This window comes from Kitasatospora sp. NPDC059408, assembly GCF_042751525.1.
Taxonomy (GTDB): Bacteria; Actinomycetota; Actinomycetes; order Streptomycetales; family Streptomycetaceae; genus Kitasatospora.
This window is the reverse complement of the sequence record NZ_JBHYWI010000086.1, coordinates 1-20,489: the sequence shown is the minus strand read 5'-3', so window position 1 is coordinate 20,489 and position 20,489 is coordinate 1. Positions and strand designations below refer to the sequence as shown.

General features: G+C 72.0%; 13 protein-coding genes. 4 read left to right on the top strand and 9 right to left on the bottom strand.

Features of this window, described 5'->3' with window-relative positions:
- Positions 1-202: 202 nt before the first annotated feature.
- Together ACFXDE_RS36790 and ACFXDE_RS36785 are read right to left on the bottom strand one after the other, a co-directional pair.
- The gene (locus ACFXDE_RS36790; RefSeq protein ID WP_380498744.1) at positions 203-772 is read right to left on the bottom strand and encodes an Imm1 family immunity protein; all 570 of its coding nucleotides are present in this window, start codon (positions 770-772) and stop codon (positions 203-205) included.
- Positions 769-4,914, bottom strand: a complete 4,146-nt coding sequence (locus ACFXDE_RS36785) for a polymorphic toxin-type HINT domain-containing protein (protein ID WP_380498743.1) — start codon at positions 4,912-4,914, stop codon at positions 769-771. The genes ACFXDE_RS36790 and ACFXDE_RS36785 overlap by 4 nt, the downstream gene beginning before the upstream one ends.
- 700 nt (positions 4,915-5,614) lie before the next feature.
- Here ACFXDE_RS36785 and ACFXDE_RS36780 point away from each other — a divergent pair.
- A complete protein-coding gene (locus ACFXDE_RS36780) occupies positions 5,615-7,690 on the top strand; it encodes an RICIN domain-containing protein (protein ID WP_380498742.1) in 2,076 nt (691 codons plus the stop codon).
- A 164-nt stretch (positions 7,691-7,854) separates the two neighbouring features.
- On the opposite strand, the gene ACFXDE_RS36775 is transcribed toward ACFXDE_RS36780, so the two are convergent.
- On the bottom strand, positions 7,855-8,922 hold the full coding sequence (locus tag ACFXDE_RS36775) for a helix-turn-helix domain-containing protein (protein WP_380498741.1): 1,068 nt from the start codon (positions 8,920-8,922) through the stop codon (positions 7,855-7,857).
- Between the two features lie 504 nt (positions 8,923-9,426).
- On the opposite strand from ACFXDE_RS36775, the gene ACFXDE_RS36770 reads away from it, so the two are divergent.
- A complete protein-coding gene (locus ACFXDE_RS36770; RefSeq protein ID WP_380498740.1) occupies positions 9,427-10,245 on the top strand; it encodes a hypothetical protein in 819 nt (272 codons plus the stop codon).
- 173 nt (positions 10,246-10,418) lie between these two features.
- On the opposite strand, the gene ACFXDE_RS36765 is transcribed toward ACFXDE_RS36770, so the two are convergent.
- The 5 genes from ACFXDE_RS36765 to ACFXDE_RS36745 all read right to left on the bottom strand — a co-directional run bounded on the left by ACFXDE_RS36765 (position 10,419) and on the right by ACFXDE_RS36745 (position 14,993).
- Positions 10,419-11,459, bottom strand: coding sequence for a helix-turn-helix domain-containing protein (locus tag ACFXDE_RS36765; protein ID WP_380498739.1), 1,041 nt, complete (start codon positions 11,457-11,459; stop codon positions 10,419-10,421).
- A gap of 484 nt (positions 11,460-11,943) precedes the next feature.
- Positions 11,944-12,810, bottom strand: coding sequence for a glycosyltransferase family 2 protein (locus tag ACFXDE_RS36760; protein WP_380498738.1), 867 nt, complete (start codon positions 12,808-12,810; stop codon positions 11,944-11,946).
- 19 nt (positions 12,811-12,829) lie between these two features.
- The gene (locus ACFXDE_RS36755; protein ID WP_380498737.1) at positions 12,830-13,591 is read right to left on the bottom strand and encodes a hypothetical protein; all 762 of its coding nucleotides are present in this window, start codon (positions 13,589-13,591) and stop codon (positions 12,830-12,832) included.
- Complete coding sequence (locus ACFXDE_RS36750; RefSeq protein WP_380498736.1) at positions 13,588-14,349, bottom strand: hypothetical protein; 762 nt, start codon at positions 14,347-14,349, stop codon at positions 13,588-13,590. The genes ACFXDE_RS36755 and ACFXDE_RS36750 overlap by 4 nt, the downstream gene beginning before the upstream one ends.
- A complete protein-coding gene (locus ACFXDE_RS36745; RefSeq protein WP_380498735.1) occupies positions 14,346-14,993 on the bottom strand; it encodes a 2OG-Fe(II) oxygenase in 648 nt (215 codons plus the stop codon). Before ACFXDE_RS36745 ends, ACFXDE_RS36750 begins: the two co-directional genes overlap by 4 nt.
- Before the next feature lie 604 nt (positions 14,994-15,597).
- Here ACFXDE_RS36745 and ACFXDE_RS36740 point away from each other — a divergent pair.
- A complete protein-coding gene (locus ACFXDE_RS36740) occupies positions 15,598-17,310 on the top strand; it encodes a protein kinase (protein WP_380498734.1) in 1,713 nt (570 codons plus the stop codon).
- A 296-nt stretch (positions 17,311-17,606) separates the two neighbouring features.
- On the opposite strand, the gene ACFXDE_RS36735 is transcribed toward ACFXDE_RS36740, so the two are convergent.
- Positions 17,607-18,818: a hypothetical protein gene (locus tag ACFXDE_RS36735; protein WP_380498733.1), complete on the bottom strand. Its 1,212-nt coding sequence runs from the start codon at positions 18,816-18,818 to the stop codon at positions 17,607-17,609.
- A 341-nt stretch (positions 18,819-19,159) separates the two neighbouring features.
- Between ACFXDE_RS36735 and ACFXDE_RS36730 the strand changes: the two genes are divergently transcribed.
- Positions 19,160-20,413, top strand: a complete 1,254-nt coding sequence (locus ACFXDE_RS36730; protein WP_380498732.1) for a phenylacetate--CoA ligase family protein — start codon at positions 19,160-19,162, stop codon at positions 20,411-20,413.
- The last annotated feature ends 76 nt before the right edge of the window (positions 20,414-20,489 follow it).

Here is a 20,489-nt window from a genome sequence, read left to right as displayed (position 1 = left end):
CTCTGACCTGTCGCGACCAGGTTGATTGGCTCGCCCGTTCGATAACCGGCTCGATCTGTTGTCTGAGCGGATCGTTGGCCAACGGCAGCGGGAGGTGTGGCGGCGGGCCATGGTGAAACCGGGCCGAGGAATTCCAAGGCCATGAAGTACACGTGGCGAGGCTTCAGCAGACTGAAGCCTCGCCACGACGGTACGGTCGGTTCTAGCTGGCGGGGTGGTCTCCGGACTCGATGTATGCCGTCAGGGCGTCCAGCACGGCTTGCGCGCTGGCAGCGGCCTGGCTGTCGAGGTCTGCGTCATGCTCCTTGTCCGCACGCTCGCCGCCGATATTTCCTGCGACCCAGCCGATACAGCTTGGCCTTTCCCCTGTTTTATCCCGACAGAATTCCTCGATGACTTTTCGCAGTTCAGCAACCGGAAAGGTACTGGCTGGATCCATGACAATGGGGGCATGCGGCTCTGAGAGTACATTCGGATCGCTTGTCGGTGGCGCAGGATTATCGGACACCCAGACAGAGTCATAGACTCCGCCTTGCTTCGGATAATTCCGACTCGTAAGCCAGACAACCCCACCGAATCCAGTCGATGTGTTCACCGAAACGATGAGTGCGCTATCCGGGAACGATTCCTCGTCGGCGCGATTAAAATCCAGTGCAAACCAGGCATTGTCCCCGTACTTCAGGCCCCCCAGCACCCTGCCGATAAGGCGATCCTCTTCCTGTCGGGTCTTCGGGCGGCGGCTCTCGCCGTCAACATGGATGGTCAGGATCACTCCGCCGCCTTCTCCAGTATCGCCAAGCCCTCGATGGGAATACTGCGCATTTTACCACCCTCATTGACCCACACAGTAAGGGTCTGGCCAACTGGAAGAATCTGCTGAACGGCGTTGAAGCAGTTTATAGCCCACGCTGGCGCACCTTTACCGCACATCCCCTTGAGATTATTGATCACGACATGAATCCCAAGGTTTCCAGGATTCCCCCCCGCCCCTTGAATGGACTTCCGGATCATCCATGCGAGTATCGTCTCAACGTGCGTGTGCGGCCAGCTTTTCTGGCCGAATTTCGCGAAAAGAAAATCTTCGATTTCTTTCGACATTCCCGGAAGTTCTCCGCTGTGCATCATGGGCCCGAACAGCTCTCGGATTGAAATCCCGTCGCCGCCCATCCTGAAGGCCTGCCCCCACGTCTTCTGCCGGTAATCCGCGTTCTCGATCCACGTGGGGAGTCGATCGAAGATGTCCTTGGGGATGAAGCAGGGGGTCGAGTTATGGACGAGGACGGAGGTGGTGCCTGCGAGTACGTAGTACGTGTGGAGGTCGTGGACGGTGAGGTTGTAGGCGGGTGCGAGGCCGGTCCAGTGCCGGGTGGAGGCGACCTGGGCGGTGGCGCCGGTGTCGGTGCGCAGGGTGTCGCCGGGGCGGACTTCGGCGGCGTCGGTCCACTGGCCGGTGTTCTGGACCCAGTAGGGGTGGTGGTCGGTGGAGGTGACCGTGGACTTCGCGGCGCCGTCGGGGGTGGTGACGGTGAGTTCGGTGAAGTTGGTGTCGTCGGGGGTGTAGATGGTGTCGTCGACGGTCCGCGGGCCGGTGGTTCCGGTTGCGGGGTCGGTGGCGGTGACGGTGTCGCCGGTGGATATCCGTTCGATGGGGCGGGTGGTTCCGTCGCCCATGAGGACGCCGGTGCCGGCGGGGAAACTGTTGGGAAGGCCGGGGACGCCGTTGGGGCAGGACGGTGCGTCGACGAGCCGGCGCAGGATCGGTGCCTTGCTGATCAGGTTGTTGGTCCACCTGGACAGGGCGCTGCCGGCTGCGTCGAGCTTTGCGGCCCACTTGAAGTACTTGCCGCCAAACCGCAGGAGCCGGGCGCCGGGGACGATGCTGACGCAGGACCAGAAGAGGTCCTCGCCGCTGGCGTAGTCGGCGAAGTACTCTCCGGCGTACCACGCGCAGTTGGCTCCGGCGGCCACGGGGCCGACGTAGGGAAGGAAGCTGGCGACGTCGAGAACGATGTGGCCGAAGGTGGAGAACTGGTCGTACCAGAGGTTGAAGGCTTGTTCCCTGGGGTCCCCGATCGCCTGGATGAGGGCCTGGGTAACCCGGACGCCCGCGGCGGTCAGCAGCTGCTCCCGTGCGGCTGTGACGGCCTCCTTCTGGGCGCTGTCGGCGATGGCGCGGGCTTCGTCGCGGCTCTTGCTGGCGTTCTCCGCGGACTGGCGGGCGTTGGCGACGGCGGTGTACGCCTGCGCGGCGGATTCGCGGGCGGCTGCGGCACTGGCCTCGGCGTAGACGGCCGAGTACTGCGCTGACCGGGCGGCCTGGGCGGCGGTGGCCTGGGCGGCGCGGGCGGTGGCGGCGTAGCCGTTCGCCTTGGTGGCTGAGGCCTGGGCGCTGTCGGCTGCGGTCTTGGCCTGCCGGGCGAAGTCTGCGGCCGCGGTGGCTGCGGCGTTGGCCTGCGTGGCCGCGTTGCCGGCGTCGGTGGCGGCGCCGGCGGCGATGGCTGCGGACTGGGCGGCCTGGGCGGCGTTCTGGGCGGCGAGGGCGGCCAGCTGGGCGGCGCCGTTGATGGCGTTGTCGATGGAGGCGGTGTGGGCCGCGGTGAGCTGGTCCTGCTGTTGGGCCCGGTACTGGCCGGTGGTGAGGAAGTCGGTGAGGAGCGAGTAGGGGCCTTCGAGGGCGATCTGGGCGGCGGACTTGACCTCGTCGCCGCCGGTCTCGACGAGCTGGGAGGCCTTGACGCGGTCGTCGGCGGACTTGGCGTCGTACCGGCCGCGGGTGAGGAAGGCGAGGAGGGAATCGGGGGTGTTGGTCTCCAGGGCGGCCTTGGCTGCCTCTTGGAGGTGGGGGCCACCGCTCTCGATCAGCTGGGAGGCCTTGACGCGGTACTGGGACAGGGCCGCGGTGTGGCGGCCGGTCTGCAGGAAGGCGTGGATCTGGGCGGCGTCGCCGGTGAGTGCGGTGGCGGCGGCGGTGCGGACGCTGTCGTACTCGCTCTTGTCGGCGAGGTACTGGGTTTCGGCGCGTTCGTCCTCCTGGCTGGAGGTCTGCCAGGAGGTGCGGACGTAGTCGATGACGGATTCGTCGCTGCCGGCGAGGGCGTACTCGGCGGCGGACTTGGCCCACGGGCCGCGGACCTTGAGGGCGGCGAGCGCCATCTTGCGGCCGTCTGCTACCACGGTGGCGGGGTCGGTGCCGGGCTGGGAGGCTCGGGCGGCGAGCTGCACCGCCTCCTGGTCCAGGCGCAGGGCGCGGGTCTTGGCGTCGTCGGCCTCGCGCTGGCTGGCGTCGTAGGCGGCCTTCATGTCCTGGGCCTGGACGATGCCCCGGGCCGTGCGGGCCTTGAGGTTCTCGGCCTCGACGATTCGGGCCTGCTGGTCGACCACGCGGGCCTTGGCGACGGCGAAGCCGGCCGCCGTGGCGGCCTGCCTGGCGTTCTCGGCGTGGGCGGCGGACTGCTGGGCCGCGTTGGCGGCGTTGCCGGCGTTCGCGGTGGCGTTGCGCGCGGATTCGGCGGCCTTCGTGGCGTGGTCGGCAGCGGAGTTGGCGGCGTCGCGGGCTTCGGCGGCGTACTGGCCGGCGTCCTTGGCCAGCCTCGCGGCCGCGTTGGCGGAGCGGGTGGCTTCGGCGGCGTTGCGGCGGGCCTGGGCGGCGGCCTGCCTGGCCTTGGCCGAGGAGGCGCCGGCCTGGTCGGCGTATCCGCCCGCCTCGTCGGCCGCGTCGGCCGCGGTGTTCACGTTCGCGACCGCGGAGGCGGCCCGTTCGGCCGCGATTCCGGCCTGGAAGGCGGCGCCCGAGGCGCGGTCGGCGGCCTTGGCCGCGTATCCGGCCTGCCGGGCCGCCTGTGTGGCCGAGGCGGCCGCGTCCTCGTCGGCCTTGCCTGCGGCGGCTGCCGCGAAGGCGCGGGCGGTGGCCTGCGCGGCGCTGCCCGCGGCGGCGGCGGCGCGGCCGGCGGCCGTGGAGGCGACGTTGGCGGCCCGAACGGCGGCCTGGGCGGCGGCGATCGAGGCCCTGGCGGCGTCGGCGGCGCGCTGGGTGGCCTCGGCGGCGCGGTCGGCTGCAGCAGCCGCGCGCTGGGCGTCGTTCTTGGCGGCGAGTGTTTCGGCAGTGGCCTCCTGGGTGGCTTTCCTCGCCAGTTCCGCGGCCTCCACCGCCCGGTCGGACGCCTCCTTGGCGGCGTCCTTGCGGCGGACCGCCTCGTCGCCGGCCGCCTGGGCCTGCTGCACCAGTTCGTCGATGGTGGCGTGTTCCTGGTCGCGGGCCGCGGCGATGGACCGGCCGGTCTCCAGGAAGGTGTGGACGTCCTCCGCGTCGCCTTCCATGGCGAGCAGGGCGGCCTGCTTGGTCGCCGGGCCGCCGCTCTCGGCGAGCTGCGAGACCGTGACCCGCTCGTCGCTGTCGCCCAGCGGGAACCGGTCCTTGTCGAGGAAGGCCTGGACGTCGGCGATCGGCTTGTCCAGCACCGCGAGGGCGGCGGCCTTGGTGTGCGGGCCGCCGCTCTCGGCGAGCTGGGAGACCATGACCCGCTGGTCCTGCTCCAGCGGGGCCTTCCAGCCGGTGGTGACGAACGCGACGACGTCCTGGTCGGTGCCGGCGAGCGCGGCCTCGGCGGCCGCGCGCAGCCGGGGGCCGCCGACGGTGACCATCTGGAGGGCGGCGGCGCGGTTGTCCTTGGATTCGGCCTTGGCGAGTTCGCCGTCCTGGGGGTTCTGGGGGGTGCCGAGGAAGAGGCGGACCTGGTCGCTTGTGCCGGTCAGGGCGATCTCGGCGGCGGCCTTGACGCTCGCTCCGCCGTCCTTCCAGGCCTGCAGGACCCGGCCGCGGTCGGTGAGTTGAGGGGTCGGCGGCGCGGGTGGGGTCTCGTCGGCGGCCACCGGGGACGCGGAGAGCAGGGAGGCGAGCAGCGCGATCGGAAGCACCGTGCGGCACAGCAGCCTGAGGCCCGTCCTCCTTCCCCGGATCCCGAAGCCTCTCGTACCTGAGCTCACGAATACCTCGCAGAATATGTGGGTTCGGATGGTTTCTGGCAGCGCGCATCCATAGCCGACCGGCAAGATCCGGTAATCCGATCCGGCCAGCCGGGAATTAATGGATGTTCACATTCCGCCCCGCCCGGCCGCACAGGCTCCTGCCGCTCGGCGGCGAGGGAGGCCGACGAGGAGACATGAGAGTCCACCTCGGAGATCAGTTCAAGGGGAAGCAAAAGCAGAGTAAATGCCCGTTTGGTCGGTTTCGGATGGCTGCAGGGTGAGAACTTCGGCGCACTGCCTGCACGCGATCCCCTGGTCAGGACGGGTCCGGCACCTTCGTGCTGGGCCGCCGCGCCGGCCGAACAGCGGACGCGATCCGAAGAAGCGGCAGACGCATCGCCAACAAGCGGACTCCGCGCCTTGGCACACTTCTCAGGGACCCGACGAAGGGCCGGCCATTCCGCTTCGTCCGTAGGAGATCAATTCATGGAAATGCGGCCAAGACGGCATCCGCAGGCCGCCACAGAAGATCTCTTCGGCGGCCCCGCATGCCAGGCCGGGCAACTGTCCGCCGCAGGCTCAACAGGGCAGGCCGGCGCCACTGGATCCGTTTTCCGGTAGCACATTTCCGCCGATCAAATAGGGAATCATGAGAAACCATTCACGTGTTCGCGGCGCCGTGGCCGCGGCCACCGCCGCCGTCGTGGCCCTGGCCGCCGGCTGGACCGCAGCGGGCGCGGCGGCCGGTGACACGTCACCGGCTCCCGCACCGGCCGATGCTCCGCCGGCCGCGGTGGAGACCCTCGCCTATCCGGGCTCGACGCAGATCCTGGCGGCCCGGGGGATCACCCTGGCCCGTGGTGACGGCGGAATCCTGCTGACCGACTGCGGAGCGGCGGGAAGCTTCCAGATCAGGGTGCGGGCGATCACCACGCCCCCGAACCCCGACGACGCGATCTGCTTCGCCGCGCCGGGCGCTTCCGGCTATCTGGCGCTGTCGGTCCCCAACGCCTACCGGGTCTCCACCTACGGGCGTTCGGTGCGGGCGAGCCTCTCAACGGATCAGAAGCCCACCGAGACGGTGAACGTCGGTGTGAACGGGACCGTGGGCATCGGTGAGTCGCTCGACCCCAAGGCCCGGGCCGTCGTGCTGGAGCTGCGCGTCACCGGCTCCAGCGCCACCCCGCCTCCAGCCCAACCCGTCGACCCCGCAACCGCTTTCACCGCCAAGCTGAACATCGGCGACGGCAAGCGGGCCTGCACCGGCACCCTCGTCGACCAGTCCTGGCTGCTCACCGCGGCCAGCTGCTTCACCGACACGCCGAACGACCTGTCCACCGTCACCGCCGGCGCGCCCAAGGACAAGACCACCGCCACCATCGGCCGCGCCGACCTCGCCAACACGACCACCGGGATGGTCGACGACGTCGTCGAACTCGTCCCCCGGCCGGACCGGGACCTGGTGATGGCCCGCCTCGCCGTCCCTGTCAGCGGCATCGCCCCGGCCGTACTCGCCACCACCGCCCCGGCCACGGGCCAGAGCCTGCGCATCCCCGGCTACGGCCGCACCGCGACCGAGTGGGTGCCGCGCAAGCTCCACACCACCGCCCACACCGCCGCCGCGGTCGGCGCGACCACGCTCGACACCGCCCCCGCCGACGGCCAGGCCCCGCTCTGCCAGGGCGACGCCGGAGCTCCGCTGCTGCGCGACAACGGCGGCAAGACGGAACTCGCCGCCGTAGCCACCCGCTCCTGGCAGGGCGGCTGCCTCGACGCGCCCGCCGCCGAGACCCGCACCGGCGCCACCGCCACCCGCACCGACGACCTCGGCGCCTGGATCACCGCCCGGACCGACCGCTCCTACGCCGTCCTCAACCCCGGCAGCGGACGCTGCCTCAACGCCGCCGGCGCGGGACCCGCCTGGAACAACGGCACGCCGATCGGCGTCTGGGACTGCACCCTCGGAGCGGACAACGAGCAGTTCAAGCTCACCGCGGACGGCCACATCTACAACCCCGCGAGCAACCGCTGCTTCAACGTGTCCGGCGCGGGCCCGGTCTGGAACAACGGCACACCGATCGTCCTGTGGGACTGCAACGCCGACTGGGCCAACGAGAAGTTCGAGTGGACGCCGACCGGGCAGCTGCGCAACCCCGCCAGCGGACGCTGCCTCAACGTCACCGGCGCGGGCCCCGTGTGGGACAACGGCACCCCCGTCGTCGCCTGGGACTGCAGCAACGAGGGCTGGGCCAACGAGAAGTTCCGTGTCATCGCCGACAACGAGATGTCCAATCCGGTGGGTCTCATCAAGAACCCCGCCAGCGGACGCTGCCTCAACCTCACCGGCGCGGGCCCCGTCTGGCCCAACGGCACCAAACTCATCCTGGTCGACTGCGCCGACGTGAACAACGAACACTTCCAGCTCACCGCCGACGGCCACATCTACAACTACGCGAGCAACCGCTGCCTCAACGTCTTCGGCGCCGGCCCCGTGTGGGACAACGGCACCCCCATCGTCGCCTGGGACTGCAGCACCGAGAGCTGGGCCAACGAGAAGTTCGAGTGGACGCCGACCGGCCAGCTGCGCAACCCCGCCAGCGGACGCTGCCTCAACGTCACCGGCGCGGGCCCCGTCTGGAACAACAACACGCCCATCGTCCTGTGGGACTGCAGCAACGAGGGCTGGGCCAACGAGAAGTTCCAGCTCGTCTCGGTCAAGGGCTGACCGCGTCACCGGACTTGACCACCGGCAGTAACCGGTCACCGTCGTGCTTCCGGCACGGAGGTGCCCGGCGACACCGCACCCCGCCTGTGACTCGTCGGGACCTGAAGGACCCCGGGGCTGGGGCCGCCGTGGCGGCCCCAGCCCCGAACGCCATCGGAAGGTCCTCATGCACGGACGTTCCCGGTGCCGCGGCCGTCGCCGCCGGCCGGTTGCCCCGAGGGGACTTCCGGGGCACCGCCTTCGTCGGCGCCCCGACCGTCCGCCGGCTCTGCGAGCAGCGCCTGGTGCCGGTGCTCGCGGGGCGGGATCCCGTACGCGGCCTTGAACGCGCGGCTGAACTCCGACGCACGCGGGAGGCCGCAGGCCACGGCAATGAGATGGACCGGGACGCCGCGCAGCGCGGGGTCGGCCAGGTCCCGGTGGGCCTTCTGCAGGCGCTGGCGGCGGATCGAGGCGGCGAGGGTCTCGCCGCCGCAGTACCGGGTGAACAGGTGATGGAGATGACTGAGAGAGATGTGGTGCGCGGCGGCGACCGTCGCCGGGGACAGGTCGGGGTCGTGGAGGTTGTGCCGGATGAACCCGCGCACACTCTCCATCAGCGCCCGCCGCTGGATCTCCTGCGGCAGGGCGGGAACGGCGTCGAGCTCCCGGGCGACCCAGGCCGCCACCAGGTCCACCACGACCAGCCCGAGCCGGGACGACTCGGCGGGCTGCAAGGAGGCGGCACGGCGCTCCAGGCTGAGAAGGAAGTCCGCCAGCACCGCACCCGTTCCCTCCCGGCCGGAGAGCCTACGCCCGAGCAGGTCACGCACCCGGCGGCCGGGCACCGGCAGCAGCGACCGGGGGATGTCGACGCCCACGGCGGTGACTTCTGGACCTCCCCCGCTCGGGGACCGGTCCCCGAGCATCCGCACGTCGTGCGCGGTGGAGCTGTCGATGAGGGCGAGGTCCCCGACACGGAAGGTCTCCGTCTGGTCCTGGCCGCGCCTGAGCCCGTGGACTCCGGAGGTCAGCAGCGTCAGGTGATACAGCTCCTGGTCCGAACGCCGGACCATCCGCTCCGTGCGCCGGAACCGCGCCGAGGGGAACGACGACCCCAACAGCACCACCGGCCCCAGCTCCGACCACCGCAACTCCGCCTCGAAGCTGTCCGCGTGAGCACTCGTCGCCTCGCACTCCCGCGTCTTGCCCAGCGTCTCCCGCCAGTACTCGAAACGGTCCTTGGCCGACAAACCCTTGCCCCACGGAACCCCCGGGACACCTGCCGCCATCCCCACCCCTCCAGAAAAGCGCTCCCCCCGCCGGGCCGGCGAGGCTCCCCCGGCGACATCATCGACCCCGGCAATGTCCCTGCCAAGTCAGTGCCCGGAGGACACCGGGGAGCAGCCGGCCTTCTACGGCGGGGGTGCGGACGGACAGATCAGCCCGTCCCGCCTGGGCGGTGGAGCGCGGCCGGAAGGGCGGCCTGGCGGGCGGTCAGCCTGCCGTCGCGGTGGCTGCCGTTCAGGGTTCAGCGGCGCCGGTCGGGTCTTCGACGACCGACGACCGGCAGCGCCTTCGTCCAGGGGTTCGCGGCCCACGGGCGCGGCATGCTCCTCGGGACGGCCGGTGGTCCGACGGCCGGGCCACCGTGGCTCGGCCGCCGCCGGGCCGGCTCCCGCCGTTGGCCAAATCCGTGATCAAGAACGTCCCCGTCTGATCGTCGGGGCGAGGGGAAACAAAGGGGGGCGGGCCTGATGTCCGAACGTGTACGACGTGGTTGCGCGGTGGTCGCGAAGGTGGTGCTCGCCGGTGCCGTCGGGCTGGCGGTGTGGGTGTACCTGTCGCTTCGGCCCGAGCCGCAGCCCGACGTCGGGAAGGCGGCGCGCTCGGCCACCGCGCGGGCGGCGGACCGGGCGCTGACCGTCCAACTCGACGGCCAGATCGACCGGTTGCGGGCCGCACTGCCGTGGGCGGCGTACCTGGGGACGACGGTGGCGGACGTCTGCACGACCGACTCGACCACCACGGCCTTCACCTTCACACGGCAGCGGTGGCTCCCGGTGACGTGCACCAGGACCACCACGATGTACGAGGCGTTCGACGGCGACTTCCTCGAACGCCTCGGGCAGCTCGACGCGGCGCTGACCGCCGCGCAGTGGCGTGCCGACTGGAGGGGCTACCCGAGCTACCCACGGCCTCGGCCCGGGCTGGTCGCCGCGTACGACTACTCCCGCCCGTCGCCGACGAGCGGTGCGCCCGACGGAGCCCCTCTGCCGGGATCGGCGAGCGTGCGCTACGACGTGCCGATCACCTCCGACTTCGTCCCTCCCGCCGACTCGATGACCAGGGGCAAGCCGAGCGGATCGGTCGAGGTGGTGCAGGGCCCGCACCTGCCGAACCTCGACGACGGCACGTCCGCGCACGACACCGCGCTCAAGTACCCGACGGTCAAGACACATCACTACGTCGACTGGCAGCAGTACAGCCACGCGCGGCTGGCCGCCGACGCCTACCCGGCGCACGGCGCCGTCCTCGCCGTCTCGATCACCGGAAGCTACAACACCGGCCCGTGACGCTCGCCCGTTCCGGGCGGCCCCGGGACCGCCGGCCGCCCGGCCCGGGTCCGGACCCGGGCCTCGCCGGTGGAAGCGGACGAGCGACAGAAGACCAGCCGACGCCGGAGAGCCACCCGGCAGGGATCCTCGTGCACAACCGGTCTCGGCCGCCGGGCGGCTGTCCCGAAGGGCTAACCGGGGCATCCCCGTGCCCGGGTTGATTCGCGTGCCGGCTCCGCGAGTAGCGCCTGGTGTCGGTGCTCGCGTGGCGGGATCCCGTACGCGGCCTTGAACGCGCGGCTGAACTCGGACGCGCGGGGCATGCCGCAGGCGGCGGCTATGAGGTGGATCGGGGCGCTGCGCAGTGCGGGGTCGGCCAGGTCGCGGTGGGCCCTCTGCAGGCGCTGTCGGCGGATCGAGGCGGCGACCGTCTCGCCGCCGGATTGCCGGGTGAATACGTGGTGCAGGTGGCTGAGGGAGATGTGGTGCGCGGCGGCGACCGTAGCTGGAGACAGGTCGGGGTCGTGGAGGTTGTGCCGGATGAACCCGCGGACGCTCTCCATCAGGGCCCGCCACTGGGTCTCCTGCGGCAGGGTGGGGACGGCGTCGAGTTCCCGGGCGATCCAGGCCGCCACCAGGTCGACCACGACCGTCCCGAGCCGGGACAGCTCGGCGGGTTGCAGCGTGGGGGCCTGACGGTCCAGCCCGAGCAGGAACTCCGCCAGCAGCGCACCCGAGCCCTCGTTCGCGGGCAGCCTCCGGCCGAGCAGGTCACGCAGCAGGCAGCCGGGCACCGGCAGCAGCGACTGGGGGATGTCGATTCCCACCCCGGCCGCGCGGGCGTCCTCCGGGCCGGTGCCGAAGACCCGCACGTCGTACGGGGTCGTATTGTCCACCAGCCACAGCTCCCCGGGCCCGGACCTGTCCCGCTGGTCCTCCCCGCGCCTCAAGGTCTGGGCGCCGGAGGTCAGCAGCGTCAGGTGATACAGCTCCGGACGGTCCGAGCGCCGCACCATCCGCTCGTTGCGGACGAAGCGGACCGACCGGAACGACGTCCAGAACATCGCCACCGGCCCCAGCTCCGACCACCGCAACTCCGCCTCGAAGCTGTCCGCGTGAGCACTGGTCGCCTCGCACTCCCGGGTCTTGCCCAGTGTGTCCCGCCAGTATTCGAAACGGTCCTTCGCCGACAAACCCTTGTCCCACGGAACCCCCGGGACACCTGCCGCCATCCCCACTCCTCCAGAGCGCACTCCCCCGCCGGGCCGGCGAGGTTCCCCCGGCGACATCATCGGCCCCGGCAATGTCCCTGCCAAGTCCGTGTCCGAAGGACGCCGGAAGCGAGGAGCCGACGCGCACGGATGCACACGGCTGCGTCTGCCGGGCTTACGTCTCCGGCGCCCGCTTGAAGGCCGACCTCGACCGGGCCGCACAGAATCCGGGCCAGGTGCGGAGACCTCCGACGTTCCGCGCCTGTGTGCCAGGGATCGCATCCCGCCCGGCCCAAGCCCGGGTTCCCTTCGAAGATCAAGCGATAGGCGTTGAGTCATAGGCTGAGGTGAAGTTGTAGCGAGATACCCGACACGGTCGCTGACGCACTGCGGGCACTCCAGCCGGCCGGGCCGGCCTTCACCGTGAGCTCCGGCTCCGAGCCCGCCTTCCCGCCGATCGGACCCCGGGCACGGCCGACACGGACGCGACGAGGTGGATCCGGCCTCAGGGGCCGAAGGCCCGGGGTGCCCACTGGTCGAGGTAGTCGGCGATCGGCCGCAGCTCGGTGGTGAGGAGCCGTTGCTGCGCCGCCACCCACGGCTCGGCGAGGACGGTGGCGATCGCGCCGGGGAAGGTGGAAAAGCGTGCGCAGGCCAGGACGGAAGCCCGCAGCTGCGGACCGGGCAGGTGCAAGAGCCCGGTGCGCAGGATGTTCTGGAGCCACGGCTGCTGCTCCGGCCGGTACGGCGGAAGTGTCCGGAAGCGGTGGGTGACGACGGCCCCGGGGATGCCGAGCGAGGGACGCCCCGCGCGCCACCACCGCAGTGCCAGCTCCACGTCCTCCAGCCCGAATCCGCTGAAGGCCGCGAAGCCTCCTTCCATGAGGAAGCGGTCCCGGACGACCGCCAGGCAGCCGCCGGGGAGGAGACCGACCTCGATGGGTCCGGGCCCGGCCACCGGGCGCCAGCGGTAGGTCAGCAGGGCGTCCACGAGTTCGGCCCCGCAGCCCACGAACCGGCTGTCGGAGGCGTCCCGCACCGCGGGTCCGACCAGCGCGTCCGGCGTGCGCTCGAGCGCGGCCACGAGCGGTGTCAGCCACCGGTCGTCCACCGCGCAGTGGGCGTCGAGGAAGACGAGGACCGGTTGGTCCGCAGCCCGCGCGCCGCGGTTGCGGGCCGCGGCCACGCCGACATGGTCCCCGCGCAGCGTCCGCACCCACGACGGCCAGTCCCGCTCGCAGCCGCCGTCCGTGCTGCCGTCGTCGACGAGGACGAGTTGCCGCGGCCGCACGCACGCGCTCGCCACCGACCGGATGGTCTCGGTGACGCGGTCACCCTCCTGGTAGGCGCAGACGACGACGGAAACGGGCACCGAGGAGCGCATGCCGGCGTCACCGATGCGGTGGAACGGCGGGTTGCGGACCGGCGGCGGCGAGCTCCGGCGGCAGGTCGCCGACCACCGAGGCGGGCGTCCGGGCCCGGCTCCAGAAGCTTCGGCACTCCGGCAGCAGACGGCCGTGCCGGGCGGTGTCCACCCAGGTGTACCGCTCCGGTTCCCGGGTCAGGGCGAACCCGCGCAGCAGCGCGAACTCGCAGAACCTGCCGAACCCGGCGGCGTGCGCGTAGTCGCTGATCGACTGGCCGTGTGCGTCCCGGCAGTGGGCACGGAGCCCGGCATACACGTGCCGGGGGACGACCAGGGGCGGCGGCTCGGTCACGTCCGGTCGCACCGGTTCACCGAAGAATGCGGTCGGGCACCGCCGCCAGCCGTCCGACTCCGGCCGGGCACCGCCCGAGTCGAAGGCCATCCGTGGCCGGCCGCAGTCGAACAGACGGGCCGTCAGCTCGCACGGCGCCGTGAACACCTGGTCCGAGTCCAGGTGCAGGATCATGTCCGCGTCCGTGTAGCGGTCCGCGTTGAGCTTGGTGATCTGCTGGCCGAGGTAGTCGTCGGCGTAGTCGCGGCACGTGGACAGACGCACGCCCGTCGACTCGATCGCCGACGGCTCCATACGTTCCAGGCTCGACCGCGGCACGACCACGACGACCTGGCGGTGGCCCGACGCGAACAGGGCGATGGAGCGCAGCGCCAGGGCCAGCCACTGCCGGTCCCGGTGGTAGGACCGGATGAAGACGTCGATGGTCGGGGTCACTCGACGGGCTCGTCCCCGATGCCGATCGTGGGTCCCGGGGTGCCCGTGATGCCGCCGGGCGGCAACGTCATCAGGAGTTCGTCGAACCCGGGGAAGACCTCGGCCCACCGCGTGTCGCCGGCCCAGTGCGGCGCGATCCCCGCCGCGAGTGCGAGGTGGAATCCCGTGAGCCGGGAGATCCGGGCCCGGTCGAGGTTGAGGGCCAACGCATCGCCGAGACGGGTGGCGTCCAGGCCGAGTTCCTTCAGCACCGCGGGCGGGCTCGCCGAATACGCCGTGAACTCGGCCCCGCCGGTCAGGATCCGGGCCTGCCGGGGCACGAAGCCGACGTCGGCGAGCTCACCGGAGACGACCGCCGACTGCTCGTTGACGAACAGGGACACCCAGTCCACGCCCGCGCCCGCCAGGTCCTCGAAGAGGAACTTCGTCATCGCCGCCGCCAGCCCCACATTGGTGGCGTCCCGCACGGACAGGAACGCCGGGGTGAGCAGCGACTGCCCGTTGTCGCTGACCACCGCCACCGCCATGCCACGCAGGGTCCTCGCACCGATGCCGGACGGCGGCCACGGACGCTCTTCGAACGCCACGGCGATCCTGGTGCGGGCCCTCGCCGTGAGCGGGGCGAGGACCTCGTCGAGCAGGTGCCCGAGGCCGAGCCGTCTGAGGAAGTGGGCCAGCTCCGGCCGGTACTCGCCGAGGAGATCGGTGGTGATCCGCAGTTCCAGACGGTCGTTCAGCTCGTCGTGAAGGTTGTTCATCGCTTCTCCTCGCTGGTACTGCTGTCGTCCACGTCGTAGAGCCATGCCACCGCCGAGTACCGCACACCGGTGCGCACCGGGCGCACCTCGTGCAGCACGTCGGAGCGGAAGGTGACGATGGAGCCGGCTTCCAGCCGGATGTTCTCGGGCGCCACGGTGCCGTCGGGCCGCGGAACGTAGAGGACCAGCGCTCCGCCATCGAAGGAGGGGAGGCCGTCGTGCGGTGTCGCGTCGTTCAGCAGGCAGACGATCGACAGCCGTCGATGGCGGACGACGGCGGGATCCAGTGGGTCGTCGGAGCTGTCCCGGTGGGCGCGGAAGAGTCCGCGCTCGGCATAGCTGCAGAACTTCGGGCCGTCCAGTGCGGCCCGTCGCCATCCCTCGTCCTCGATCGTCCTCCGTGCCACCTCCCGCATCGCGGTGACGACGGGCTTCGACCGCTCGGGCGCCAGCAGGTGCTCCGAGCAGCTGCGCATGCTCAGGTCGACCACGTCCTCGCTGCGGCGCAGCACCGGGCCGGTGATGGCGGCGGACCGGGCCATGGCCTCGACGGCGGCGCGGCAGTCCTGCGGTGACAGCGCGTTGCGCCAGATTCTCGGCTGCGCCTCGTTACGCCCTTCACGGCTGGGAGTTCCGGTCCGCATCCTTCTCCCGCTCTCGGTTGGTCGTGCGAGGGCAACGGGAAACCCGCGCGATAAGTTAACCAACGGTGATGGCATCGTCGTGGAAGGTGATCGTCCGGGAGTGTGCCGTGTCTCCGTCGTCGGCTCACGCATCCCCTTCCGGGACCGGCCGGGCCCACCGCCGACAGGACGGGCCGCACGGCCGTCCGGCAGCGGCAGGTCGTCGCAGGCGTTCGGGCGACCAGAGACCGACGGGCAGCAGGCAGGCGGCGCCGACGCGGCAGGGCGGCTCGGCGGCGGGCGGTGAGGTCAGGCGCGCAGGGGCCGCGGCCGGGCAGGCACCGCCTCCTGACGGCCGGCCGGCGGCTCGCCGTGCTCGGGCTCGTCTGCGCCGGAGATCTGCATACCGGGCTCCACCCCGACGGTGCCACCCGCGTCGCTGGTCGGTTCCTTGGTGTGCCGGCACGGCACGACGCTGCGGGACGCCGGCCCGGGCGCGCACGGGAACCAGGTGGGATCTCCCCGGAAATTGGCGTCCGCGCCCCCGGCGGCCGAGAATCTCGGGGATCACCCGTCACGGGCGGATCACCGCGGCGGGCGGGCAGAGGACGAAAGAGGTGCCCAGGTGGGCGAGGACCGGTTGATCACCGGCCGGTACCGGCTGCTGGAGCGGATCGGCAGCGGCGGCATGGGAACCGTGTGGCGGGCCGAGGACGAGCTGCTGGGCCGCGACGTGGCCGTGAAGGAGCTGCGGATCCGCCCGGAGCTGTCGCCCGAGGAGACCGCGACCCTGCTGGAGCGGACCCTCCGCGAGGCGCGCAGCGCCGCCCGGATCAGCCAGCGCAACGTCGTGGTGGTGCACGACGTCGTGGAGCACGAGGGGCTCCCCTGCGTGGTGATGGAGTACGTCCCCTCCCGCACCCTTGCCGCGGTCCTCGCCGAGGACGGGCCGCTGCCCGCGGCGGACGCCGCCCGGATCGGGCGTGGGATCCTGGCCGGGCTGCGGGCCGCCCACGCCGCCGGCGTCGTGCACCGCGACGTCAAGCCCGGCAACGTCCTGCTCGCGCTCGACGGCCGGGTCGTGCTGACGGACTTCGGCATCGCCACCATCGCGGGCACCTCCAGCCTGACCAGGACCGGCGAACTGGTGGGATCCGTCGACTACCTGGCACCGGAGCTGGTCCGCGGCGGCACCCCGACCCCCGCCTCCGACCTGTGGGCGCTGGGCGTCACCCTGTACCAGGCCGTGGAGGGGCTGTCTCCGTTCCGCAGGGCGACCGCGATCGAGACCGTCATGGCGATCGCCGCCGACCCGCCGGAGCCGCCGCTGCGCGCCGGTCCGCTCACGCCGCTGATCGGGTCGCTGCTGGAGAAGGAACCGCTGGAGCGGCCCACGGCCGAGGTCGCGGAGCTGCTGCTCGACGACACCGCGGCGGGGTGCGCGAAGCCGGCAGACGGGACGGAGCACGGCCCGGGCCTGACCGTCAGGAACGGTGGAGCCCCCGTTCACGCCGTGCCCGGGCCCGCAGCCGCAAGTGGCGCGCACACCGTGGCTCAGCCTCCCGGCACGCTCGTCACACCGGGCGCCCTCGCCGGGGATCGGCTGCCTGCCACGCCCGCAGCCCGCCCCGCCGTGCGGCGGACCCGCCGCCGAACCGGACTCCGCTGGAGCGTCGCCGCCGCGTTGGCAACGGCCGCCGCAGCCGGCGGTGTCCTCGTCCTGGACCCCGGCCTGCGCCCCGGGAAGCACGAGGCACAGGCCGAACCGGTGCCGTCCCCGGCGACGTCGTCCCCGGCAGGCGCGGCCGGCGCGTCGTCCGTGAGCCCGGCCGGGCCGTCCCCGGCCGCGTCCTCCCCGGCCGTCCCGGGCGGCACCGGCCCGGTGGCCGTCCCCGCCGGGTCCGGCATCCGCCGGGACCCGGCCGGCTTCTCGCTGGCCGTCCCCGACGGCTGGGTGCGCGACACCGACGCCGCCGGCCGGGTCTTCTACCTCTCGCCGGACCACGCCTTCCGGATCGGCGTCCACCCCACCACCCCGAGCGGTCAGGGCATGCTGGCCGAACTCCGGAAGCAGGACGCCGCCGGCCCGCGGACCAACCCGGGCTACCGTGGCGGCAGCGTCCAGCCCACGGTCTTCCACGGCACCGCCGACGCCGCCCTGTGGCTGTGGACCTGGGACGGCTACCCGGAGGACGGATTCGGTGCCCGGCGCGTGCAGGACATCTCCTGGACCGAGCAGGGCCGCAGCTACGACTTCTGGGTCTCCGCGCCGGCCGGTCGCCTCGACGAGGCCAACCGCTACTTCCAGATCGTGTCGGCCACCTTCCGGATCGGCTGAGACCCGGTCACCTCTGCGGCCACCGAGCGGCGCGCGGACGCCGCAGCTCGGCGACATCGAACTCCGTCATCGGCTCCACAGCCCGTTTCGCCACCGCCTCCGGGCCGGCCGGCAGTCCGGGCGGCCCGGAGGCGCCTTCCCGCCGCCGCGTCTTTGGGTGCGTCCCGGGGGGCGACCAGGCCGTGCGGTGCGAGACCGCCGAACGCGGCGAGGGCGTCGGCGCGCGCCGTGGTGGTCCCAGCCGTCGGGGTTGTCGGTGCCGCACTGATAGGGCGGGGCGGCCCGGGCGGGGCGGGCTACTTCCAGACCGCTGCGAAGTGCGCGGCGTAGCCGCGCATGCCGTGGACGAGGGAGACTCCCACGACGAGTCCCGGGTTGTTGACGAACCTGGCCGACGCGACGTCCGGCTGGGACAGCACGGTGGTCGTCCCGTCGGGGTTCCAGCGCAGCGCCGTCTGGAACTCGCGGGCGGGGTCGCCGGTCCAGGAGTACCCGACGACGGTGCCGTCGTCGTTGATCGCGGTGGCGGAGCTGGAAACCGGGCCCGACGCCTTCGGCCCGAGCAGCGTCGCCGTACCGTCCGGGGCCCACTTCGTGGCGCTCCCCAGCGTGCCGGCCGAGGCGGCCGTGCCCGCCACCGTGCCCGAGCCGTTGACCGCCGTCACCCGGCCGAAGTCGGCCACCTGCGTGATGGAACCGTCGGCATGCCAGATCAGGCCGAGCGTGGCCGCGGGGCTGGGCCCGCCGAAGCCGATCACGACACCGGCGTCGTTGATCCCGACGGCCCCGCTGTCGGCCCAGCCCGTCGGGGAGTTCAGGGCGGCGGGGGTCCCGTCCGGGCTCCAGAGCACCGCGTGCCGCGGACCCACGCTGTCGGCGCCCTGGGAGTACCCGACGGCCACGCCCGAGCTGTTGATCCCGGACACGACGGTGCGGACGTCGTCGCCCAGCGGCTCCAGCTCGACCGCCATCCCGTCCGGAGCCCAGGCCACGGCGTGCTGCTGTCCGGCGTCCGCCCACGAGGAACCGATCACCACGCCGGTGCTGCTGACCGCGGCGGCCCGGGCGTCGGTGTCACCGGGCAGCGGATCCAGGGCGGTGGCCGTGCCGTCGGGGGCCCAGGTCACCGCGTGCGTCCCGGACTGCCGGCGGGAGGACCCGACCACGGTGCCCGCGTCGTTGACACCGAAGGCCTGGTCCTCGGTGTCACCCTCCAGTGGGGCGAGCACGGTGGGCGTGAGGTCCGCGTTCCACCGAATCGCGCGGCGCGCCGAGTTGGTGCCTTCTCCGTACAGCCACCCGACGACGACACCGTTGTCGTTGACCCCGGTGGGCTCGCTGAACTGCGTGCCGGCCGGGGTCGCCAGCACCAGGGGCGCCGGGGCCGCCGGAGCGGTGTCGGCCACCGCCGCCGGGGCCACCGCGGCCGCAGGGCCGACGGCCAGGACCACGACGGTGGCGGCGACGGCGGTGGCGAGAGGGGTCGATCGCGAGGTGCGCTTGCTCATGATGGGCAGCTCCTGTCTCAATCGGCATCACGGAGACACCGTCAAGTTGACTGTGTGTCAACTGTCCGTCCTCGGACCGAACATCAGTCTCAGGCATCGCGGGCACACCCCGCAGCCCGATCGCCGATCTGCCCACGGCCGGCCGATCCGCTGCCGGGGCGACGGCAACGCCCGAGGGTGGCGGTCCCTGCGGGGCGTAGCCGCCGCCATGCCGGCGTTTCACCTGGAGCGCCCGCCTCACACCGTGGGGGTTCGGACACCTCGACGGGTGACCGCGGCGGCCCCGACCCGCGACGATGCGGTTACGATCAACTGGTAATCCCATCGCAGGTTTGGATGACATGACTGACCCTCAGCTGGCCGATCTCCTGGCCCATGTACGCGAGCACTCGCCCTTCTACCGCGACCTCTACGCCGGACTGCCCGGCGACGTCGCCGACCTGTCGGCGCTGCCGCTGATCGACCACACCGCCTACTGGGGCGCCCACGGCATCGAGCGCAGCGATCTGCTCACCGGCCCGCACCAGGACGGCATCGTTTTCAAGACCGGCGGCACCACCGGCGCACCGCGCGTCTCGGTCTACACCCGCGACGAATGGCGTGCGATGGCCCGGCGCTTCGGCGGCGGGCTGCCCGCCGCCGGGGTGCGCGCGGGCGACCGGGTGGCCAATCTGTTCTACGCCGGGGAGCTGTACTCCAGCTTCGTCTTCACCCTCAACGCCTTCCAGGAGGCGCCGGTCCCGGTGGTGCAGCTGCCGATCGGCGGTGCGGCGCCGCTGGACTTCACCATCGAGGCCCTGCGCGACTTCCGCGCCACGGTGATCTCCGCGCCGCCGACCTCGCTGTGCCGGCTGGCCCGTCAGGTGGCCGAGACCGTGGGGACGCTGCCGCAGGTCCGGCTGGCGCTGTTCGCCGGAGAGGCCTTCTACGGCGACCAGTTGGCGCTCATGGCCGCCGCCTTCCCGAACGCGCGGGTCCGCTCGATCGGCTACGCCAGCGTGGACGCGGGTATCCTCGCCGGGCCGGTGGCGGACGAGCCGGACACCCGGGTGCACGAGGTGTTCGGCACCGACAAGGTGATCGAGCTGCTCGACCCCGAGAGCGGCGAGCCGATCACCGAGGAGGGCCGTGCGGGCCGGGTCATCGCCACCGACCTGGTGCGTCGCCTGATGCCGGTGATCCGCTACCCGGTCGGCGACATCGCCGAGTGGGTCGACTACCCGCGACGCCGCTTCCGGCTGCTCGGCCGTTCCGAGGAGGGTGCCCGGGTCGGCGTGGTCACCGTCTACCTGGAGGACCTGCGCGCCATGGCCGCCCGGGCCGACCGCCAGGGTGCGGTCGGCGACCTGCAGGTCGTGCTCCGCCGCCGCGAGGCCAAGGACGAACTGCTCCTGCGGGTGGCCGGCCCGGCCCGGTCGGCCGACTTCGAGCGGGAGCTGCTCGCCGTGCTGGACGAAGCCCGGCCGATGTTCGGCGCGGAAGTGCGGAAGGGGAACATCCACCCGCTCGCCTTCGAGTGGGTCGGCCCGGACGGACTGGACATCAACCCGCGCACGGGCAAACTGATCCGTCTCGTCGACCAGCGCGCGAACTGACGTCCGGGCCCGCGGCGGACCGGCAGGAACGCGGGGAACCGCGCGACCGGCCATGCGGCATCCCAAGCCGCATGGC